Consider the following 19,669-nt stretch of genomic DNA (forward strand, 5'->3'; position numbering starts at 1 on the left):
GGCGCGCACGCAGCTGCCGAGGGGCGCCTCCACCGCTTGCCGTCCGGGCGATAGCCGCGCACTCGCCTCACCACCCAGCGGCCCGCCCGAATCGCCGCGAACCAGCTCCCCCGCCTCGGACTACCGCGCCAATCGGCAACCCGCACCAACCGCCGCGGGTCGACCTCAACCCGCATCGCCACCCATGCCCGTCGCCGCACCCGCCGACCGCCACCCGCCGCTCGGCGACTCGGGCCACGGTGGCGGGCTCCGAACGGCCGGGCTTGCTAGCGTCGCGGGCAATGCCCCCACGCTCAGAGCACCCCACCGGGAGCGCCCCCGGCTCTCCCCGCGATCCCGAGCCCGACCCGGACCCCCGTTCCTCCGGGCCCGCCTCGCGCTCCGCGACCTCCCGTCCCACCGGCAAGCGGAAGCCCGCGGCGCAACCCGCCAAGTCCGCGCTGAAAGCCGACGAAAAGCCGGAACCCGCCTACGACCCGCGTGAACTCTGGGCCGACGACACCGACCGCGGCCCCCTCCGCGTCGCCCTTGTGCTCGCCGCCTTGGCCGCTGTCGCTCTTGCCGTCGCCGCCTTTGTTCCCGTCTCGCCGGCCGCCGGGCCCGGGTTCGCCGGCTGGCCCCCGCTGGCCGTCCTCGCTCTCGGCCCCGCCGTCGCCGCGATCTGGGCCGCCGGCGCGGGGAAGACCGGGCTGGCCGGCGGGATCGTTCTGGGCCTCGCCGCCCTCGCGCCCGGCCGGCTGGTGCTCGACCTGCAGTTCGCCGTCAACGGCCCCCTCACCATCCGGCCCGAGCTCTACCTGCCCGTCCGGTTCGTCGGCGGCTCGGCCGTCGGCGCCGGGTTCTGGCTGCTCCTCGTCGCGGACGTGCTCTCCGTGACCGCGGGCGTCGCCGCCTGGCGGGCGAACCGGAGGGACGACGAGCCCGAACGCCGCCGGTGGCGCCTGCTCGTCCCGCTGCTCGCCGTCACGGCGTCGGTCGGGCTGCTGACCGCTCCCGTGGGCTCGGACAACGGCTTCCTCCTCGCGCGCTCGGCTTTCGAAGGGCCCTGGCCCGCGCTCGGCGGCTACCTGCTGCTCGCCGCTGCGCTGCCGCTGGCCGCCTCGCTCGCCCTCGCCGCGCCGAACGAACGTGTCGCCCGGGGCGCGCTCGCCGGCCTGACCGCCGCCGCTTTCGGGGTCGCCGCGCCGCCCGTGCTGGCCGGCCTCTACCGCGACGACCTGCACGTCGCCTGGGGCCCGGTCCTCGTCCTCGTCACGACGGCGATCATCGGCGGCCTCGCCTTCACCCGGCTCACCGAGAAAGCCGCCGACACCGAAGCCGACCTGAAGCTCCCCGGCCTCTTCTGGTGGCGGCTCACCACCGGACTGCTCGGCCTCGCCACCGCGCTCGCCGCCGTGATCGGCACGTTCGCGCCGCAGGTCGCGGTCAGCGCACTGAACCCCGGCGCCACCGCGCCGGTCAGCGCGGCCGCCGAGAGTCCGGCCCGGTGGTTCCTGCTCGTCGCCGCGGTGGTGCTCGCCGTCGTCGCACTCGGGACGCTCGTGCCGAAGACGGCCGCCGTCGCGCGGCCGGTTCTCGGGGTCGCCTGGGCCGGGGTCGTCCTGGCCGGCACGGCCGTCCTCAACACCGCACTCACCGCGACCCAGGCCGGCAACCTCGCCGGTTTCGGCGGCGCCGGCCCGACCGGCGCGGCGCCCGCGTTCACGTATGACCTCGGCGCCGGAGCCGCCTGGACGTTCGCCGCCCTCGTCCTCGCGGTCCTGGCCGCACTCGCCGCCGCCGGGACCGGAGTAGTCGAACGCGAGGACGCGGGCGACGGCACAACGGCAGCCGCCGGCGTACTCACCCCGGTGGTGGCCGGCGGGGTGCTGGCGGTGGCCGGGTTCGGGCTGCCGGTCTTCAGCGTGCCGGGTTACGTGGCGCCCGGGCTCTGGTCGAACCTCGACACCCCGTCGTGGGGCCTGTTCACGGCGGCGGCGGTGGTGGTGGGCGCGGCGGGGCTGGCCCTGCGCTCACGCCCGAAGCCCGCAGCGGCGCTGCTGACCGGCGCGGCACTGCTGGCGGCGCTCCACGCGGCGGAGCTGCCCCTGGTCGGCGGCACCCTCGGCAACGCAAGCCCGGCAACCGGCTTCTGGGTCACGCTCGCCGCAGCGGCCGCCCTGCTCATCGCGGCGGGAATGTCGGCGGCGGGCACCCGCCGTGCCCCATGAAGCCCGGCCGATGAGCACCCCACCACCGGCCGACGCGGCATGGAGTGACGCGCAGCCGCCGAGTGACGCCCCCGTCCTAGCTGCCGCGCCGCCGGCCTGCGCGCTGCCGAGCGCACCCCGACCAACGAGCGCCGCCCACCCGAACCTCACCCGGAACGACCCCACCCCATGACCCGCAACCGCCTCCGAGTGCTCCTGGTCGAGTTCACCCGCCCCGACCCCACGGCCGTCTCCCTCGCCCGCACCCTCCGCGACGAAGGCATGGAGGTCATCCACGCCGGGCCCCTCGACACCGTCGAACAGATCGTCCGCACGGCCGAACAGGAGGACCCCGACGCCGTCGGCGTGCTCGGCGAGCCTCCGCCCGGCCACCTCGAGGACACCCTCCACGACCTCCGCCTCTTCACGGCCGGAGACTTCGAGACCCCCTCCGAAGCCGCGAAATGGTTGTCCGGTGGGCGGTCTCACACCTCGGGAACACCGTCTGACCGCACACGGTGACCGACTTCACCGGATGCGGAGTCCCCGCCGTTCGCGCAGGTCGCTAACCTCGACTGGTCCGACAGCGCGGTCCGGTCGCGGACCACCTGCAGTGGCGTGTCGTCAGGAGACTGGAGTAGTGGACCTCTACGAGTACCAGGCGAGGGATCTCTTCGCCGCCCACGGAGTACCGGTTCTGCCGGGCTCGGTGGCTAGCACCCCCGAAGAAGCCAAGACCGCCGCGGAGCAGATCGGCAACCAGGTCGTCGTCAAGGCGCAGGTGAAGGTCGGCGGCCGCGGGAAGGCGGGCGGCGTCAAGCTGGCCCAGACGCCGGACGAGGCGAAGGAGAAGGCGGAAGCCATTCTCGGCCTCGACATCAAGGGCCACATCACGCGTCGCGTGCTCGTGGCCGAAGCCTCGGACATCGCGTCCGAGTACTACTTCTCCTTCCTGCTGGACCGGTCCAACCGGACCTTCCTGGCGATGGCGTCCTCCGAGGGCGGCATGGAGATCGAGCAGCTCGCCGTCGAGCGCCCCGAGGCGCTCGCCAAGATCCCGGTCGACTCGATCACCGGTGTCGACAAGGCGAAGGCGCTCGAGATCCTGAAGGCCGGCAACTTCCCGGCCGACATCATCGACGAGGCCGCCGACGTCGTCGTGAAGCTCTGGGAGACCTTCGTCTCCGAGGACGCCACGCTGGTCGAGGTCAACCCGCTGGTCCGCGACCCGCAGGACAAGATCATCGCCCTCGACGGCAAGGTCACCCTCGACGAGAACGCGGACTTCCGCCAGCCGGGCCACGAGGCCCTGGTGGACAAGGACGCGGAGAACCCGCTCGAGGCGAAGGCCAAGGCCAAGAACCTCAACTACGTCAAGCTCGACGGCCAGGTCGGCATCATCGGCAACGGCGCGGGCCTCGTCATGTCCACTTTGGACGTCGTGGCGTACGCGGGCGAGAAGCACGGCGGCGTGAAGCCGGCGAACTTCCTCGACATCGGCGGCGGCGCGTCGGCCGAGGTCATGGCGGCCGGGCTGGACGTCATCCTCAACGACACCGACGTGAAGAGCGTCTTCGTCAACGTCTTCGGCGGCATCACCGCGTGCGACGCGGTGGCCACCGGCATCGTCGAGGCCCTGAAGATCCTGGGCGACGAGGCCACCAAGCCGCTGGTCGTCCGCCTGGACGGCAACAACGTCGTCGAGGGTCGCCAGATCCTGGCCGACGCGAACCACCCGCTGGTCACCGTGGTGGACACAATGGACAACGCGGCCGACAAGGCTGCCGAGCTCGCCGCGGCAGGTGCGTGAAGATGTCGATCTTCCTGAACGAGAACAGCAAGGTCATCGTGCAGGGGCTCACCGGCTCCGAGGGCATGAAGCACGCGACCAAGATGCTGAAGTCCGGCACGAACATCGTGGGTGGCGTCAACGCCCGCAAGGCCGGCCAGACCGTCACCATCGAGGGCAAGGACCTCAAGGTCTTCGGCACGGTCGAAGAGGCGATCAAGGAGACCGGCGCGGACGTGTCGGTCATCTTCGTGCCGCCGAAGTTCGCGAAGGACGCGGTCGTCGAGGCGATCGACGCCGAGATCCCCCTCGCGGTCGTCATCACCGAGGGCATCCCGGTGCACGACTCGGCCTACTTCTGGGCGCACGCGGTCGCGAAGGGCGGCACGACCCGGATCATCGGGCCGAACTGCCCCGGCGTGATCAGCCCGGGCAAGTCGAACGCCGGCATCATCCCGGCCGACATCTCCGGCCCGGGCCAGATCGGCCTCGTGTCGAAGTCCGGCACGCTGACCTACCAGATGATGTACGAGCTGCGGGACATCGGCTTCTCCACCGCGGTCGGCATCGGCGGTGACCCCATCATCGGCACCACGCACATCGACGCCCTCGAGGCGTTCGAGGCGGACCCCGAGACCAAGGTCATCGTGATGATCGGCGAGATCGGTGGCGACGCCGAAGAGCGTGCCGCGGCCTACATCAAGGAGAACGTGACGAAGCCGGTCGTCGGTTACGTCGCGGGCTTCACCGCGCCCGAGGGCAAGACCATGGGCCACGCGGGCGCCATCGTGTCGGGCTCCTCCGGCACGGCCGCCGCGAAGAAGGAGGCCCTCGAGGCCGCCGGCGTCAAGGTCGGGAAGACCCCGAGCGAGACCGCCGTCCTCGCGCGTGAGCTGTACAACAACCTCGGCTGAGCACAGCGAGTAACCGCAGGTGGAGCCGGGCGCCGCACAGGTGCCCGGCTCTCCTGCGTTTCGGGACGAAACCTCCTGAGGTATTCACGCGTCTGATGGGTCGGTGGCCACCGAGTGCGCTAGCGTTCTGCGCACGCAAGCCGCCTCGTCTTCCCCGGGTGTCCTCGCACCCCGGAGTGCCGGTCGAACCGACAGGAGTGCATCCGATGACCTTCCCCAGCGGCGGGCCCGGCTACCCCCAGCAGGGTGGCGGCCAGCAGCCCCCCGGACCGCTGCCCACCGGTGGCCTCCCGCAGCAGCACCACTCGCACCAGGCGCCGTCGGGTCCGGCGGGTCTGCCGCAGAACCTGCCGATGCTGCTCGCCCTGGTCGTCGCCGCCCTCAGCCTCGTGCAGTACTTCCTCGGTTTCGCCGACGCCGGTGAAGTCGGCCTCGGCGGGGTCTTCCTGCTCGGTGGCGGTCTGCTCGCCGGGCTCCACGTGCTGCCGAGGGGCCCGAAGACGCTGCCGTTCGCGGCGCTGTTCAGCGTCCTCGGGGCGCTCGACGTCCTCGACACGCTGATCAGCCTGCAGACGACGCCCGGCATCGTCACCGTCATCCTGATCCTGGGTTTCCTGCAGATGGCCGCCGCGGTCGCCGCGCTGCTGATCGAGCACGACGTCATCAAGCCGCCGGCGTCGAAGCCGGCCGCTGCCCCGCAGTACGGCGCCCAGTACGGCCAGCCGGGCCAGGGCGGGCAGCCCGGCCAGCAGCAGTACGGCCAGCCGGGTCAGCAGTACGGCCAGCAGCCGCCGGGCCCGGTGGCCCAGACGGGCGAGCCGTCGGCGCCGTTCTCGCAGGGCCAGTACGGCTCGCCGAACCCGCCGTCGACCACGCCGCCGCCGGGGCAGCAGGCCACGACGTACGCCCCGCAGCAGGGCTCGTTCTTCCAGCAGCCGCCGTCGGACAACCCGGGCACGCCGCCCGGTGGCTTCGGCAAGTCGAACTGACGCCGGTCCAAAACACCCGCTGTGACGCTCTGTGTCACGGCGGGTGTTTTGCGCTCCGGGCGTTACTCGACCGGGTGGGTTAGCTTCCCCACGCCGGCCGACGGCGGCGTGGCTCACCCGGTCGGAGCAGCGCGGATGTCAGGGTGCGGATCATGGACGTGCTCACCGACTCCCGCGAAGAGCCGGTGGGCGACCTCGAACCCGACGTCGAACTTTCCCGGGCGGCGCGGGTGCGGGTGTTGCTCGCCGCCGCGCTCGGCCCTCTGGTCACGGGTTACGCCGCCGTCGCGACGCTGCTGACGCTGGTCACCTTGACCGCCGGCCGCGGCGCCTTCACCGGCACCGGGGTGCTGCTCGCGGCCGGGCCCGGCTGGCTCGCCGCGCACCAGGTGCGCCTCGGCCTCGGCGGCCACCCGCTCGGCGTCCTGCCGCTGCTGCCGACGCTGGGGGCGCTCGCGCTGGCCGCGCGGACGGCGTCCGGCGCCGCCCAGCGCCTCGGCTGCCGGTCGCCCCGCGAAGCGCTGCCGGTGGTCGTCACGATCACCGGCGCGCACGCGCTGTTCGGGCTGGTCATCGCGTTCTGCGCCCAAGGGTCCCCGGTGGCGGCGAACCCGGTGACGGCCTTCGCCGTGCCGGGACTGCTCGCCGGAGCGGCCTCGGCCGTGGGCGTCTTCCGGAGCTGCGGGCTGCCCGACGTCGTCGCCGACCGGCTCGACCCGCTGGCGCTGCGCGGGGTCCGCGCGGGCGCGGCGGGCCTCGCGGTGCTGGTGGCCTGCGGCGCCGCGGTGTTCACGGTCGCGACGGCGCTGTCGTGGTCGACGGTGGCCGACATGTACGAGCCCGCGTTCGGCAGCAGCTTCGGGCTCTTCCTGCTCTCGCTGCTCTACCTGCCCAACGCCGTGACGGCCGGGCTGTCGTTCGTCACCGGGCCCGGCTTCTCGATCGGCGACCTGAACGTCGGGATGTTCGGGTACCGCGGCGGCGCCGTGCCGGGTGTCCCGCTGCTCGGCGGCCTGCCCGAGCACCACAGCGCCTGGTGGCCGGCGCTGCTCCTGCTGCCCGCGGCGACCGGCGTGCTGGTCGGCTGGTCGCTGCGCCGGGCCGACGCCGACCCGGCACAGCGCATCCGGACGGTCGCGGTCGCCGGGGTGGTGGTCGCGCTGGGCTGCGTCGTGCTGGGCACGCTGGCCGGCGGCCGGCTCGGCGACGGCCCGTTCGACCCGGTGAGCGTGCCGGTCGGGGTCGCGTCGGTCGTCGCGTTCTGCTGGATCGTCATCCCGGGCTCGTTCGTCGCGTTCTTCGCGGGTGAGCACGAGCCGCCCGCGCCGCCGCCCGAAGCGCTTGAGGACAACGAAGCCTTCGAAGACGCCGACGACATCGACGCCGAAGAAGCAGCCGAAGCCGTCGAGGAGCTCGAAGCAGCGGAAGCGTCCGAAGAGGACGAAGAAGAGCCCGAAGAGTCCGAGGAGCCCGCACTTTCACGTGAAAGGTCCGACCAGGACCCCGCACTTTCACGTGAAAGTGCGGGGCTCGAGGACGTCCCGGCCGAGGACGAAGCTGTGACCGGAGGCACCGAGACCTGCGGCGACGTCGAGCCGGACGAGGCCGACCGTTAGGGTTGTCGTGACCTGGTGAAGCGCCGTGCGCACCGGCTGCGCACCGCCCGCGGCAAGGAGCCCGCTCTGTCTCAACGGTTGGAGCTGCCCACTCCGGTGAAGCTCGTCGTGCTCGCGTCGGGCTCCGGCACCCTCCTGCAGGCGGTGCTGGACGCCACCGGCCGGTCCGGCTTCCCGGCCAAGGTCCTCGCGGTCGGCGCCGACCGCACCGGCATCGAGGCCCTCACCCGCGCCGAACGCGTGAACGTCCCGGCGTTCACCGTCCGCGTCGCCGACCACCCCGACCGCGCCGCCTGGGACAAGGCGCTGACCGAGGCCGTCGCGGTGTACCAGCCCGACCTCGTCGTGTCCGCCGGGTTCATGAAGATCCTGGGCGAGCAGTTCCTCAGCCGGTTCACGGTGGTCAACACGCACCCGGCGCTGCTCCCGTCGTTCCCCGGGATGCACGCGGTCCGCGACGCGCTCGAGGCCGGCGTCAAGGTCACCGGCTCGACCGTGCACTTCGCGGACGCCGGGGTCGACACCGGGCCGATCATCGCCCAGGAAGCCGTCGTCGTGGAGCACGACGACACCGAAGACGTCCTGCACGAACGGATCAAGGCCGTCGAGCGCAGGCTTTTGGTGGAAACGATCGAGCGACTCGGCCGCGGTGGCTGCACCGTGGACGGACGAAAGGTGACATTTCGTGAGCACTGACCTGGGACGGCGCCCGGTCCGCCGGGCGCTGATCGGCGTCTCGGACAAGGCGGGCCTCCTGGACCTCGCGACCGGCCTGCACGCGGCCGGCGTCGAGATCGTCTCCACCGGCGGCACCGCGAAGGTCATCGCCGACGCGGGGGTCCCGGTCACGCCGGTCGAAGAGGTCACGGGCTTCCCGGAGTCGCTGGACGGCCGCGTCAAGACGCTGCACCCGCGCGTCCACGCCGGGCTGCTGGCCGACCAGGGCAACGCCGACCACGTCGAGCAGCTGCGGAAGCTGGACATCGCGGCGTTCGACCTGCTGGTGGTCAACCTGTACCCGTTCGAGCAGACCGTCGCGTCCGGCGCGAGCCCCGAGGACTGCGTCGAGAACATCGACATCGGCGGCCCGGCGATGGTGCGCGGCGCGGCGAAGAACCACGGCAGCGTCGCGGTCGTCGTCGACCCGGCCCGCTACGCCTGGGTGCTGGAGCGCGTCGCCGACGGCGGCTTCGACCTCGACGACCGCAAGCGCCTCGCCGCGCAGGCGTACGCGCACACGGCGTCCTACGACATCGCAGTCGCTTCGTGGTTCTCGAACGTCTACGCCCCCGATGAGGACGCTGCCGACTCCGGCTTCCCCGAGTTCTCCGGCGTCAGCTGGGAGCGCGGCGAGGTGCTGCGTTACGGCGAGAACCCGCACCAGAAGGCCGCGCTGTACAAGGGACACCGCGCCGGCCTGGCGCACGCCGAGCAGCTGCACGGCAAGGCCATGTCCTACAACAACTACGTCGACACCGACGCCGCCCGCCGCGCCGCGTTCGACTTCGCCGAGCCCGCCGTCGCGATCATCAAGCACGCCAACCCGTGCGGCATCGCGGTCGGCACGGACATCGCCGAGGCGCACCGCAAGGCGCACGCGTGCGACCCGGTTTCGGCCTACGGCGGCGTCATCGCGACGAACCGGCCGGTCAGCCGCGAGGCCGCGGAGCAGATCGCCGAGGTCTTCACCGAGGTCGTGCTGGCGCCGGACTTCGACTCCGAAGCGCTGGAGATCCTGCAGCGCAAGAAGAACATCCGGCTGCTGAAGCTCCCCGAGATCGCGCCGTCGCCGATCGAGTTCCGCCAGATCTCCGGCGGCGTCCTCGTGCAGACGGTCGACGCGATCAACGCGCCGGGCGACGACCCGGCCAACTGGCAGCTCGCGACCGGCGCCCCGGCCGACGAGCAGACCCTGCGCGACCTCGAGTTCGCGTGGCGCTCGCTGCGCGCGGTGAAGTCGAACGCGATCCTGCTGGCCGCCGACGGCGCGACCGTCGGCGTCGGCATGGGCCAGGTCAACCGCGTCGACTCGTCGCGGCTCGCGGTGTCGCGGGCGGGCGACCGCGCCAAGGGCTCGGTCGGCGCGTCGGACGCGTTCTTCCCGTTCCCCGACGGCCTGGAAGTGCTGGTCGAGGCCGGTGTGCGCGCGGTCGTGCAGCCCGGTGGCTCGGTCCGCGACCCCGAGGTGATCGCGGCCGCGGAGAAGGCGGGCGTCACGATGTACCTGACGGGGACGCGCCACTTCGCGCACTGACCCCGCGCTTCGAGAGGGAGGGCTCGATGCAGCAACCACCGCCGTACGGGCAGGGTCAGCCGGGTTACGGGCAGCAGGGGCCGTATCCCCCGCAGCCCGGCTACCCGCCGCCCGGATATCCGCCGCAGCAGGGATATCCGCCGCAGCAGGGATATCCGCCGCCCGGGTACCCGCCGCCGGGGTACGGCGGGCCGATGCCGCCGCCGAAGAAGAAGCGGACGGGCCTGATCCTCGGCATCGTCCTCGGTGTGGTGGTGCTGCTCGGCGCGGGCATCCCGCTGGGGATCTTCGCGAGCGACTACTTCGCGAGCACCGGCGCGGCGCCGTCGTCGTCGCCGGTGCCCGCGGAGTGCCAGGTCCCGGGTCCCACGCTCGAGAAAGCGGGCTTCCCGAGCTTCGCCCTGAGCGGCCCGGGCTCCGCGAACGTGCCGGGCCTGAAGCAGGTCAACTGCAGCTGGAAGCCCGGGACCGACGAGAACGTCCGCGACGCCACGCTGAGCGTGCGCATCACGACGTACTCGGGCGAGGGCGCGCGCGAATCGGCCAGCCGCTCCTACGAGCCGATCGCCCCGGCGGTCCCGCCGACGGACGTCAAGGGCGTCGGCGACAAGGCGGCGCTGGTCCGGCTGGTCACGAACAGCGCGTTCAGCGGTTCCGAACTGCACGTCCTGAAGGGCACGACGGTGGTCATCGTCGAGGTGTCCGGCTGGGACAAGGGGTTCTTCTCGAACTCGGCGATGCCCCAGCAGGAGACGGACGACGCCGTGAAGGCCGTCGGCGCCGAGGTCGTCAAGAAGCTGCGTTAGAAGCCTCGGTCACGCGGGAGCGGGCAGCTCCTTGCAGAGCGCGACCGGGAACTTCGGGTCGGCCGCCCGGATCTCTGGGCAGCCGGCCGCCTTGGCCTGCGCGAACGGCGTCCAGCCCGCGTCACTCCAGCGGAAGGCGCTGCGCGACGGCGGTTCGGTCTGGCGCACCAGCAGGTCGAGGACCAGCCAGTTCGGGTCGCACGCGCGGGTGGTGCCGGCGCTTTCGGCACCCGTCGCGGACACCGCCGCGCCGATCCACGCCGGGTCGCAGTGGTCGGCCGGCGGAGCGCAGGTGCCCTGCGGGTCGCAGTGGCCCCAGCCGGCACCGAGCTTGTGCCAGGCGTTGCCCGCGTCGGCGTTGAGGATCACGGTCCGGTCCGCGATCGGCGCGTTCGTCGTCAGCCGCAGCTCGGCGGACACCTTGTCCTGGCAGCCGCCGGCCGCGGGCCGCGTCGAGTAGACGACGTCGGCGCGGATGTCGGTCTTCGACTCCACGACCTGCTCGATCCGCGGCTCCCGGACGCAGCCCGGGTCCTTGCCGGGCAGTGCGACCTGCACGAACAGGCCGGTGTCCCCGCCGGGCCGGATCCCGGTGACCTCGGCGCGGAACGAGCGCCACTCCGCGCCCATCGTCGTCGGCCCCGGCGCCTCGGCCTTGGCGCCGGGCACCCCGCCGCCGGTGGTGAGCACGACGGCGAGCACGGCGCCCGCCGCGACCAGCGCCCCGGCGATCCACAGGATCGGCCGTTTCCGCCCTTCGGTCATCGTCATCCCCCTGAACTCCACCGGGCAATCTAGCCGACCCCGCAGCGTCAGGCGGGTGGACCGGGGTTTTTGCGCTGCGTGACGTCCTTCTCGAGGTAAACGGCGCCGGCGATGTGGCCGGTGGCGGCCGGGGCGTCGACGAGCCGGTAGCCGGCCCGCTGGTACATCGTGATGTTGCGCGTGCTGCGGGCCCCCGTGAACAGGGCGAACCGGCGCACGTCGGCCGGCGCCTGCGCCTCGATGTGCGCGAGCAGGCGGCGGCCCAGCCCGCGCCCGGCGAAGTCCGGCGCGACCATCAGCCTGCCGACCTCCCAGCAGTCCCGCTCGAGCCGGCCGCGCACGGCGCCGACCAGCCGGTGCTCGTGCCGCAGCACCCACACCGACCAGGTCTTCGTCCAGTCGCGGACGTCGTCGAGGGTCTCGTGCAGGGCGGGGATGTCGAGGGTTTCGTTGAGGATGGCCTCCTGGACCCAGCAGCAGCGTTGCAGGATCAGCAGTTCCGGGCAGTCTTCGGGCCGGACTTCGGTGAGCTCCACGCCGGACTGTCTAGTGACGGCTCGGGCCCGCGGGCAACTTCATTACCCTGGTGGGGTGACCGATCTCCTGCGCCACGCTCTCGACGCTCCGGGTTTCGCGCCGCTCCCACCGCGGGCGCGGGCGTTGCTGGAGACGCTGGGCGCGCCGCCGAGGCTGGGCGCGCACCTGCGCGTGGTGCACGACGTCGCCGTCACGCTGACCGGCTGGGCACGTCCCCGGACGGAGTTCGACGTCACGGCGGTGCTGTTCGGCGCGGCCACGCACGACATCGGGAAGATCCTTCATCCCGCGGAGCTGTCCGGTCCGGGTTCGCTGCACGAGGTGGCGGGGTACCGGTTGCTGGTTGAACAGGGCGTCGAAGAGGCTTCGGCGCGCTTCGCACGGACGCACGCGTCCTGGGCCGCGCCCGACGTCACGCTCGAAGATCTGCTCGTCAGCTTGGCGGACAAGGTGTGGAAGGCGAAGCGGGTCCCTGACCTGGAGGAACGGGCGGCCGCGTGCTTCGGCGGGGAGCCGTGGGAGGCCTTCATGGCGCTGGACGACGAGCTCGAGCGCCTCACCGCGGACGCCGACGCGCGGCTGGCTTTCCAGGCGTCGTACCCCACTACCGGGTGACTTGACACCCCGGGCGGTTCACGGTTGACTGGACTACGTCGAACAGGTGTTCGACGTCAACCGCCGCCTTCCCCGCGGCGAACGAGTGCCGTCGGTCGTGTTTTGGGAGAGGCCCGACCGCCGGCCTGGTCCGTGGTGGGGAGGTGCGTGCGGTGACCGCTGTGGTGGAGCCGCCGGTGGCCCGGCTGGCGGCCCTGCCCGGGGTGAGCACGGCGAGCCGGGTGGCGGCTCAGGCTGACCAGGCGCGGGTGACGGGAAGAGTGCTCCCGGTCGCCCCCGCCCTGGCTGAGCTGCTGCCCGCGGCCGGGCTCCGCCGGGGAAGCACCGTGGCGGTCCACGGTTCGACGTCGCTGCTGCTCGCCCTCCTCGCGGAACCGACGGCCGCGGGAGCGTGGGCGGCGGTGGTCGGCATGCCGTCGCTGGGGCTGGCGGCGGCGGCCGAGTACGGCGCGGACCTCGCCCGGCTGGCGCTGGTCCCGCGTCCGGGAGCGGAGCTGCCCGCGGTGGTGGCGGCGCTGCTCGACGGCGTGGACGTGGTGGCGGTCCATTCGGAGACGGTCCAGGCAGCCGTGGCGCGGCGGCTGTCGGCCCGAGCCCGTCACCGCGGAGCGGTCCTGCTGACGTTCGGCGCCTGGCCGGGCGCGGACGTCGAGCTGTCTTGCAGCCCGTCGTCCTGGGCGGGTCCCGCGGACGGTTACGGGCACCTGGAGGAGCGCCGGGTCGAGGTCCGGGCCCGCGGCCGCGGCGCGGCGGCCCGCCCGGTCTCGGCACAGCTGTGCCTGCCCGGCTCCGGAGGAAAGGTCACCTCCGCCCCGCCGGCCGTGGTCACTTCGGGCTTGGCCCTCGCCGAGGAGGCCACCGCATGACCCCGGCACGCCCTTTCCCGCCCGCCCGCCGGCCCAACTCCCCGCGCCCTCGGTCAGCGCACACGTGTCGTCCGGCTGGGTACGCGTGTCGTCCGTCGGAGTACGCGTGTCGTCCGGCTGGGCACCTGTGTCGTCCGTCGGAGTACGCGTGTCGTCCGTTCAATCACGCGAGTCGGCTGCTCAATCACGCGTGTCGACCCTCCGAGCACGGGCGCCGGCCCGATGGGGCCGCGAGCGGACCGCGCGGGTGCGCGTGTCGACCCTCCAATCACGCGTGCCGACCTCTCAATCACGCGTGTCGGCCTCTCAATCACGCGAGTCGACCCTCCAACCACGCGTGCCGACACCCCAACTCCGCCCCGCCGCGGGAGGCGCCATGACCGTCCCCGCCCAACGCGGCTCCTCTACCACCCCCACCCGCATGCTCGTCCTCTGGTGCCCGGACTGGCCCGCCGTCGCCGCCTCGGCGGTTGCCGGGGTTGCCGTTACCCGACCTGCCGCCGTCTTCAGCGCCAATCGCGTTGTCGCCTGCAATGCCGGGGCTCGGCGGGATGGCGTCCGGCGAAACATGCGGCGGCGGGAGGCGCAGTCGCGCTGTCCGGACCTGGCTGTCTTCGCCGCCGATGACGGCCGGGATGCTCGGCTGTTCGAAGCCGTTGCTCGGGCCGTTGAGGCTCTGGTTGTCGGCGTTGAAGTCGTGCGGCCCGGGCTGGTCGCGGTGCCCGTCGCCGGGGCCGCTGCCTACTTCGGTGGTGAACACGCCCTCGTCGAACGGCTTGTCGACGAAGTGTCGGCCGCCGCCGGGGTCGAGTGTCAGGTCGGGGTGGCCGAAGGGCTCTTCGCCGCGACGCTCGCCGCGCGGCTGGGGGAGTTCGTCGAACCCGGGCGGGTCGCCGAATTCCTCGCGCCGCTGCCCGCCACCGAGCTCGACCAGCCCGGGGCCGACCGCGCGGAGCTCGTCGACCTGCTCCGACGGCTCGGCCTGAAGACGCTCGGCGCCTTCGCCGCGCTGCCCGAACGGGACGTCGTCAACCGCTTCGGCGCCGATGGCGTTCTGGCCCACCGGCTCGCTCGGGGCCGGTCCGAACGTCCTCCACTGCGTCGGCGACCGCCGCCGGAACTGACGCTGACCGAGGAGTTCGACCCCGTTGTCGAACGCGTCGACGTCGCCGCCTTCCTCGCCAAGAACCTCGCGACGCGCTTCTGCGCGGACCTCGCCGGCCACGGCCTGGCTTGCACCCGCCTCGGCATCTACGCCGTCACCGAAGAGGGCGAGCACCTCGGCCGGGTCTGGCGCTGCGCGGAGCCGCTGACCCCGGCCGGCGTCGCCGATCGGGTGCGCTGGCAGTTCGAAGGCTGGCTGCGCGCGGCGCCCGGTGCGCGCCCGACGTCCGGTGTCGTCCGGCTGCGGCTGGAGCCGGACGAAGTTGTCGAAGGACGCTCGCTGCAGCTCGACCTCCTGCAGAACGGCCGTTCCGAGGAAGACGACGAGCGCGCGGCGCGGGCGTTCGTGCGGGTCCAGGGCCTGCTCGGCCCGGAAGGCGTCCTCACCCCGCTGCTCGACGGCGGCCGCGACCCCGCCGGCCGCGTCCGCCTGGTGCCGTGGGGCGACCCGCGCGAGCGGACGACACCGGCGGACGCGACCTGGCCGGGACGGCTGCCCGCGCCGTCGCCGGCGACGGTCCTCGATCGCCCGGTGCCGGCCCAGGTCTTCGACGCCGACGGCCGCGCGGTCGGGATCACGGTCCGCGAGCAGGTCACGGGCGCCCCGCGACGGCTGAGCTTCGGCGGCCGGCACCGAGAGGTCGTCGGCTGGGCCGGCCCGTGGCCGCTGGCCGGTGACCGCCGCCGGTCCGGTCCTCGGCGCGCGCGGCTGCAGCTCGTGCTCGCCGGGGAAGGAGACGAGCCACCCGACGCGGTGCTGGTGCACTGCGCGGGCACGGAAAATCCACTGTGGACGGTCGAGGGAGTGTACGACTGAGCATGGACGAGCACTACGCACGACGGATGCGAGCCTGGCTGCGCGCCGGCTTCGACCCCGCCCGCCACCCCGGGGCCGAAACGGCGGAAGCGGTAGAGGAGGAAGAGTGGACGGTTCACCGGGGCGAGCTGATCTTCCCCGGCGAGGCCATTCCCGTTCCCCGCTCCTCGCGGGAGAACGGCTGCCGCATGAGCCGCGGGGAACCGCGCCCCATGAGCGAGGCCGAGCAACGCAGCCGCCGGAACCACCCGTCGAACTGGCATCGGCTGCGCCGGGAGGCCGAGCAGCGCGGTGACGACCCCGGGGGCCGGTGAATGGGCTGGAACAACCCGCCCGTCCGGTGGAAGGACCTCGCCCGCACCCTCGCGGGCGGCCTTCCCCCGGGCGACCACGGGGACAGCCCCGCCTGGGGACGTCACCGCGAGGAGTACCGGCGCCCCGAGGACATCCCCGCGCGTGGGTCCGACGACGGCGGTGAAGCCGTCCGCGTGCCCTACGCCGAGCTGCACTGCCACTCCAACTTCAGCTTCCTCGACGGCGCCAGCCACCCCGAGGAGCTGGTCGAGGAGGCCGCGCGGCTCAAGCTGGACGCCATCGCCCTCACCGACCACGACGGCATGTACGGCGTCGTCCGCTTCGCCGAGGCGGCCAGAGAGCTCGGCGTCAACACCGTGTTCGGCACCGAGCTGAGCTTCGGGCTGAGCGCCCCGCAGAACGGCGTCGCCGACCCCGAGGGCGAGCACCTCCTGCTGCTCGCCCGCGGTGACCAGGGTTATCGCGCCCTCTGCCGCGCCATCACCGCCGGGCAGATCCACCACGACGCCGAGAAGGGCCGCCCGAGGTACGACCTCGGCGCGGTCGCCGAGGAGGTCTTCGGGCAGTGCGTGGTGCTGACCGGCTGCCGCAAGGGCGCGGTGCGCTCGGCGCTCGTCACGCACGGCCCGGCGGCCGCCAGGGAACAGCTGAAGATCCTGGTCGAGCGCTTCGGCCGTGACCACGTCTACGTCGAGCTCACCGACCACCGCCAGCCGCTCGACAGCACCCACAACGACGTCCTGACGAAGCTCGCCCGCGAACTGGACCTCCCGACCGTGGCCACCACCGCCGCGCACTACGCCCGGCCCGAACGCGCCCGGCTGGCCGACGCGCTCGCCGCGATCCGCGCCCGCCGCGGCATCGACGACCTGGAAGGCTGGCTGCCGGCGGCCGGGACGGCGTTCCTGCGCAGCGGCGCCGAAATGGACGTCCTGTTCCGGCGCTACCCCGGCGCCGTGCGGAGAAGTGCCCTCCTCGGCATGGAATGCGCGTTCCCGCTCAAGCTGATCGCCCCGAAACTGCCGCCCTTCGACGTCCCCGGCGGGGAAAGCGAAGCGGTCTACCTCAGACGGCTGACCGAGGAAGGCGCGAAGGAACGCTTCGGCGGCAAGGAGCACGAAGAAAAGGCAAGGGCCCAGATCGAGCACGAGCTGGCGATCATCGAGAAGCTCGGTTTTCCCGGGTACTTCCTGATCGTCTGGGACATCGTCAGGTTCTGCAACGACAACAAGATCCTCTGCCAGGGCCGCGGCTCGGCCGCGAACTCCGCCGTCTGTTACGCGCTCGGTATCACGAAGGTCGACTCGGTCGCCAACAAGCTGCTCTTCGAACGCTTCCTCGCCCCGGACCGCGACGGGTACCCCGACATCGACCTCGACATCGAGTCCGACCGCCGTGAGGAAGCCATCCAGTACGTCTTCAGGAAGCACGGCCGCCTGAGAACCGCGCAGGTCGCGAACGTGATCACCTACCGCGCCCGGTCCGCGGTCCGCGACGCCGCGCGCGCACTCGGCTACTCGCCGGGCCAGCAGGACGCCTGGAGCAAGCAGATCGACCGCTGGGGATCCTTGCGCAGCACCGAAAAGGACCACGACCACGACATCCCGGACGACGTCGTGCAGCTCGCGTTCGCCCTCGAGGACTTCCCGCGCCACCTCGGCATCCACTCCGGCGGCATGGTCATGTGCCAGGAGCCGGTGAGCCAGGTCGTCCCGGTCGAATGGGCGCGGATGGCCGACCGCAGTGTCATCCAGTGGGAGAAGGAGGACTGCGCGGCCGCCGGGCTCGTCAAGTTCGACCTGCTCGGCCTCGGCATGCTCTCGGCGCTGCACTACATGCTCGACCTCGTCGAGGAGCACAAGGGCGAGAAGGTCGACCTCGCCGAGCTCGACCTCACCGACCAGAACGTCTACGGCATGCTCTGCCGCGCCGACGCGATCGGCGTGTTCCAGGTGGAGAGCCGCGCGCAGCTGGCCACCCTGCCGCGGCTGCGCCCGACCGAGTTCTACGACCTCGCGGTCGAGGTCGCGCTGATCCGGCCCGGCCCGATCCAGGGCGGTTCGGTGCACCCCTACATCCGCCGCAAGCAGGGCATCGAGGAGTGGGACTACGACCACCCGCTGCTGGAGAACGCGTTGCGCAAGACCAAAGGCGTGCCGCTGTTCCAGGAGCAGATGATGCAGATCGCCCTGGACGTCGCGAACTTCACCGCGGCGGAGGCCGACCAGCTGCGGCACGCGATGGGCTCGAAGCGCTCGGACCGGAAGATGGACCGGCTGCGGCAGCGGTTCCTCGAAGGCGCGGCCGCGAACGGCGTCGAGGAAGAGCTCGCGAAGAAGATCTTCCTGAAGCTCAAGGCGTTCGCGAACTTCGGCTTCCCGGAGAGCCACGCGCTGAGCTTCGCCCACCTGGTGTTTTCCAGCGCCTACTTCAAGTTCTACCACCCGGACGCGTTCCTGGCGGGCCTCCTGCGCGCGCAGCCGATGGGCTTCTACTCACCGCAGTCGCTGGTCGCGGACGCGCGGCGCCACGGCGTCACCGTGCACGGCCCGGACATCAACCGCAGCCTGCCGCACGCCACCCTGGAGGCCGGTACGGGGAAGTTCCAGGACGTGCGCACCGGGCTGAGCACCGTCCGGATGATCGGGGAAGACCTCGCGAAGCGGATCGTCGCCGAGCGGGAGGCGAACGGCCGCTACACCGACATGGCCGACGTCGCCCGCCGCGTGCGGCTGAAGACACCGCAGATCGAGGCGCTGGCCACGGCCGGCGCGTTCGCCGGGTTCGGCGGTGACCGCCGGCAGGCGCTGTGGACGGCGGGCGCGGTCGCCGGGGAACGGCCGGAGAAGCTGCCGGGCCTCAGTCTCGCGGAGGCGCCGGTGCTGCCGGGGATGGACGGCCTCGACCTCGCGTCGGCGGATGTCTGGGCGACCGGGGTGTCGCCGGACAGCTACCCGACCGAGTTCATCCGCGACCGTCTCGACGTGCTCGGTGTCGTCCCGGCGAGCGGGCTGGTCGACCTCGAAGACGGCGTGCGGGTGCTGATCGGCGGCGCCGTCACACACCGGCAGCGCCCGGCGACCGCCGGCGGGATCACCTTCCTCAACATCGAAGACGAGACGGGGATGGTCAACGTGATCTGCACGCTCGGCCTGTGGCAGCGCTACCACCGCGTCGCGCGCGCGAGCCCCGCGCTGCTGATCCGCGGGGTGGTGGAGAAGTACGACGGCGTGGTGAGCGTGCTCGCCGACCGCGTCGAGGCCCTGCCGATGCGGATCAGGACGAAGTCGCGGGACTTCCAGTGAGCGGCCGGCGCACGATCGTGACGATCTCGGGGCTCGTGTCCGTCACGGGGGTGCGGTCCCAGTAGCCGTACTGCTCGTCGACGACCAGGCCGGCTTCCGCGATGAACCCGTTCAGGGAAAGGACATCGAGGAACCGCAGGGTGCTCTCGCTGAACCGGGGCGCGGCCCAGTCCGGGCTTTCGTACGTGGTCCTGAAGGTGACGTACCCGTTCTCGAACGGCCCGGCGTTGTTCCACGACCGGACTTTGCCGGCTTCGCCCACGTTCTCCGGTGTCCAGCGTTCCCAGCCGCGGGCGGCGGGGTTGCGGGTGTCGAAGCCGAACCGGCCGCCGGGACGCAGGGCGCGGTGGAGGGCCGAGAACGCCGTCCTCAGCTCGTCGTCGGTCAGCAGCACCTGGAACGCGTGCCCGGTCATCACCGCGAAGTCGAACTCGCCGTCCCAAGTGGCGGTCGACAAATCGCCGTGCACCCACTCGACGTCGTCGCGGCGGCGGGCCTGGACGAGCATGCCCTCGGCCGGGTCGAGTCCGACGAGCCGTCCTGTGTGGCCGGATTCGCGCGCCCAGTGCAGCAGGGACCCGGTGCCGCAGCCGACGTCGAGCACCGACTCGGCGGCCATGATCATCGGCAGGTAGAACTCGAAGTCGCCGCTGCTCTCCCGTGGGTTGAAGGCGTCGTACAGCGCGGCAAGGTCGTGATCGGCGAAGTGCTCGTCGGGCATGGCCGTC

General features: G+C 72.4%; 17 protein-coding genes. 14 read left to right on the forward strand and 3 right to left on the reverse strand.

The annotated features are described in order from the left end of the window. Nucleotides 1–281 precede the first annotated feature (281 nt). From ACZ61C_RS20330 to ACZ61C_RS20370, 9 genes are all read left to right on the forward strand, one after another. Entirely contained in the window at nucleotides 282–2,210 is a 1,929-nt protein-coding gene (locus ACZ61C_RS20330; protein ID WP_465308845.1) for a hypothetical protein, read from the forward strand. A 168-nt stretch (nucleotides 2,211–2,378) separates the two neighbouring features. Next, complete coding sequence (locus ACZ61C_RS20335; RefSeq protein ID WP_465308847.1) at nucleotides 2,379–2,711, forward strand: hypothetical protein; 333 nt, start codon at nucleotides 2,379–2,381, stop codon at nucleotides 2,709–2,711. Between the two features lie 118 nt (nucleotides 2,712–2,829). Continuing rightward, on the forward strand, nucleotides 2,830–3,999 hold the full coding sequence (gene sucC / locus ACZ61C_RS20340) for an ADP-forming succinate--CoA ligase subunit beta (RefSeq protein ID WP_465308849.1): 1,170 nt from the start codon (nucleotides 2,830–2,832) through the stop codon (nucleotides 3,997–3,999). A gap of 2 nt (nucleotides 4,000–4,001) precedes the next feature. Next, nucleotides 4,002–4,892, forward strand: a complete 891-nt coding sequence (gene sucD / locus ACZ61C_RS20345) for a succinate--CoA ligase subunit alpha (protein ID WP_103353387.1) — start codon at nucleotides 4,002–4,004, stop codon at nucleotides 4,890–4,892. 206 nt (nucleotides 4,893–5,098) lie between these two features. Then, on the forward strand, nucleotides 5,099–5,881 hold the full coding sequence (locus ACZ61C_RS20350) for a DUF5336 domain-containing protein (RefSeq protein ID WP_465308852.1): 783 nt from the start codon (nucleotides 5,099–5,101) through the stop codon (nucleotides 5,879–5,881). A gap of 143 nt (nucleotides 5,882–6,024) precedes the next feature. After that, nucleotides 6,025–7,497, forward strand: coding sequence for a cell division protein PerM (locus tag ACZ61C_RS20355; protein WP_465308854.1), 1,473 nt, complete (start codon nucleotides 6,025–6,027; stop codon nucleotides 7,495–7,497). A 78-nt stretch (nucleotides 7,498–7,575) separates the two neighbouring features. After that, nucleotides 7,576–8,193 carry a phosphoribosylglycinamide formyltransferase gene (gene purN / locus ACZ61C_RS20360; protein ID WP_465309423.1) on the forward strand — a complete coding sequence of 206 codons (618 nt, stop codon included), beginning with the start codon at nucleotides 7,576–7,578 and terminating at the stop codon, nucleotides 8,191–8,193. After that, the gene (gene purH / locus ACZ61C_RS20365; RefSeq protein WP_465308856.1) at nucleotides 8,183–9,751 is read left to right on the forward strand and encodes a bifunctional phosphoribosylaminoimidazolecarboxamide formyltransferase/IMP cyclohydrolase; all 1,569 of its coding nucleotides are present in this window, start codon (nucleotides 8,183–8,185) and stop codon (nucleotides 9,749–9,751) included. Before purN ends, purH begins: the two co-directional genes overlap by 11 nt. A gap of 26 nt (nucleotides 9,752–9,777) precedes the next feature. Next, nucleotides 9,778–10,557 carry a hypothetical protein gene (locus ACZ61C_RS20370; protein ID WP_465308858.1) on the forward strand — a complete coding sequence of 260 codons (780 nt, stop codon included), beginning with the start codon at nucleotides 9,778–9,780 and terminating at the stop codon, nucleotides 10,555–10,557. Nucleotides 10,558–10,566: 9 nt separating this feature from the next. On the opposite strand, the gene ACZ61C_RS20375 is transcribed toward ACZ61C_RS20370, so the two are convergent. Beyond that, nucleotides 10,567–11,328, reverse strand: coding sequence for a hypothetical protein (locus tag ACZ61C_RS20375; protein ID WP_465308860.1), 762 nt, complete (start codon nucleotides 11,326–11,328; stop codon nucleotides 10,567–10,569). Between the two features lie 41 nt (nucleotides 11,329–11,369). After that, nucleotides 11,370–11,858: a GNAT family N-acetyltransferase gene (locus tag ACZ61C_RS20380; RefSeq protein ID WP_465308862.1), complete on the reverse strand. Its 489-nt coding sequence runs from the start codon at nucleotides 11,856–11,858 to the stop codon at nucleotides 11,370–11,372. A gap of 55 nt (nucleotides 11,859–11,913) precedes the next feature. Here ACZ61C_RS20380 and ACZ61C_RS20385 point away from each other — a divergent pair, with 55 nt between their 5' ends. The 5 genes from ACZ61C_RS20385 (at nucleotide 11,914) to ACZ61C_RS20405 (ending at nucleotide 18,941) form a co-directional block, all read left to right on the forward strand. Then, nucleotides 11,914–12,474 carry an HD domain-containing protein gene (locus tag ACZ61C_RS20385; RefSeq protein ID WP_465308864.1) on the forward strand — a complete coding sequence of 187 codons (561 nt, stop codon included), beginning with the start codon at nucleotides 11,914–11,916 and terminating at the stop codon, nucleotides 12,472–12,474. Nucleotides 12,475–12,626: 152 nt separating this feature from the next. Further along, the gene (locus ACZ61C_RS20390) at nucleotides 12,627–13,340 is read left to right on the forward strand and encodes a hypothetical protein (protein ID WP_465308866.1); all 714 of its coding nucleotides are present in this window, start codon (nucleotides 12,627–12,629) and stop codon (nucleotides 13,338–13,340) included. Between the two features lie 421 nt (nucleotides 13,341–13,761). Next, nucleotides 13,762–15,321, forward strand: a complete 1,560-nt coding sequence (locus tag ACZ61C_RS20395; RefSeq protein ID WP_465309425.1) for a DNA polymerase Y family protein — start codon at nucleotides 13,762–13,764, stop codon at nucleotides 15,319–15,321. Nucleotides 15,322–15,323: 2 nt separating this feature from the next. Then, entirely contained in the window at nucleotides 15,324–15,635 is a 312-nt protein-coding gene (locus ACZ61C_RS20400; protein WP_465308868.1) for a hypothetical protein, read from the forward strand. Further along, nucleotides 15,636–18,941, forward strand: a complete 3,306-nt coding sequence (locus tag ACZ61C_RS20405) for an error-prone DNA polymerase (protein ID WP_465308870.1) — start codon at nucleotides 15,636–15,638, stop codon at nucleotides 18,939–18,941. Here ACZ61C_RS20405 and ACZ61C_RS20410 read toward each other — a convergent pair. Beyond that, nucleotides 18,913–19,662, reverse strand: coding sequence for a class I SAM-dependent methyltransferase (locus tag ACZ61C_RS20410; RefSeq protein WP_465308872.1), 750 nt, complete (start codon nucleotides 19,660–19,662; stop codon nucleotides 18,913–18,915). The genes ACZ61C_RS20405 and ACZ61C_RS20410 overlap by 29 nt on opposite strands. Nucleotides 19,663–19,669: the final 7 nt, after the last annotated feature.

The organism is Amycolatopsis sp. NPDC104587 (genome assembly GCF_055583645.1).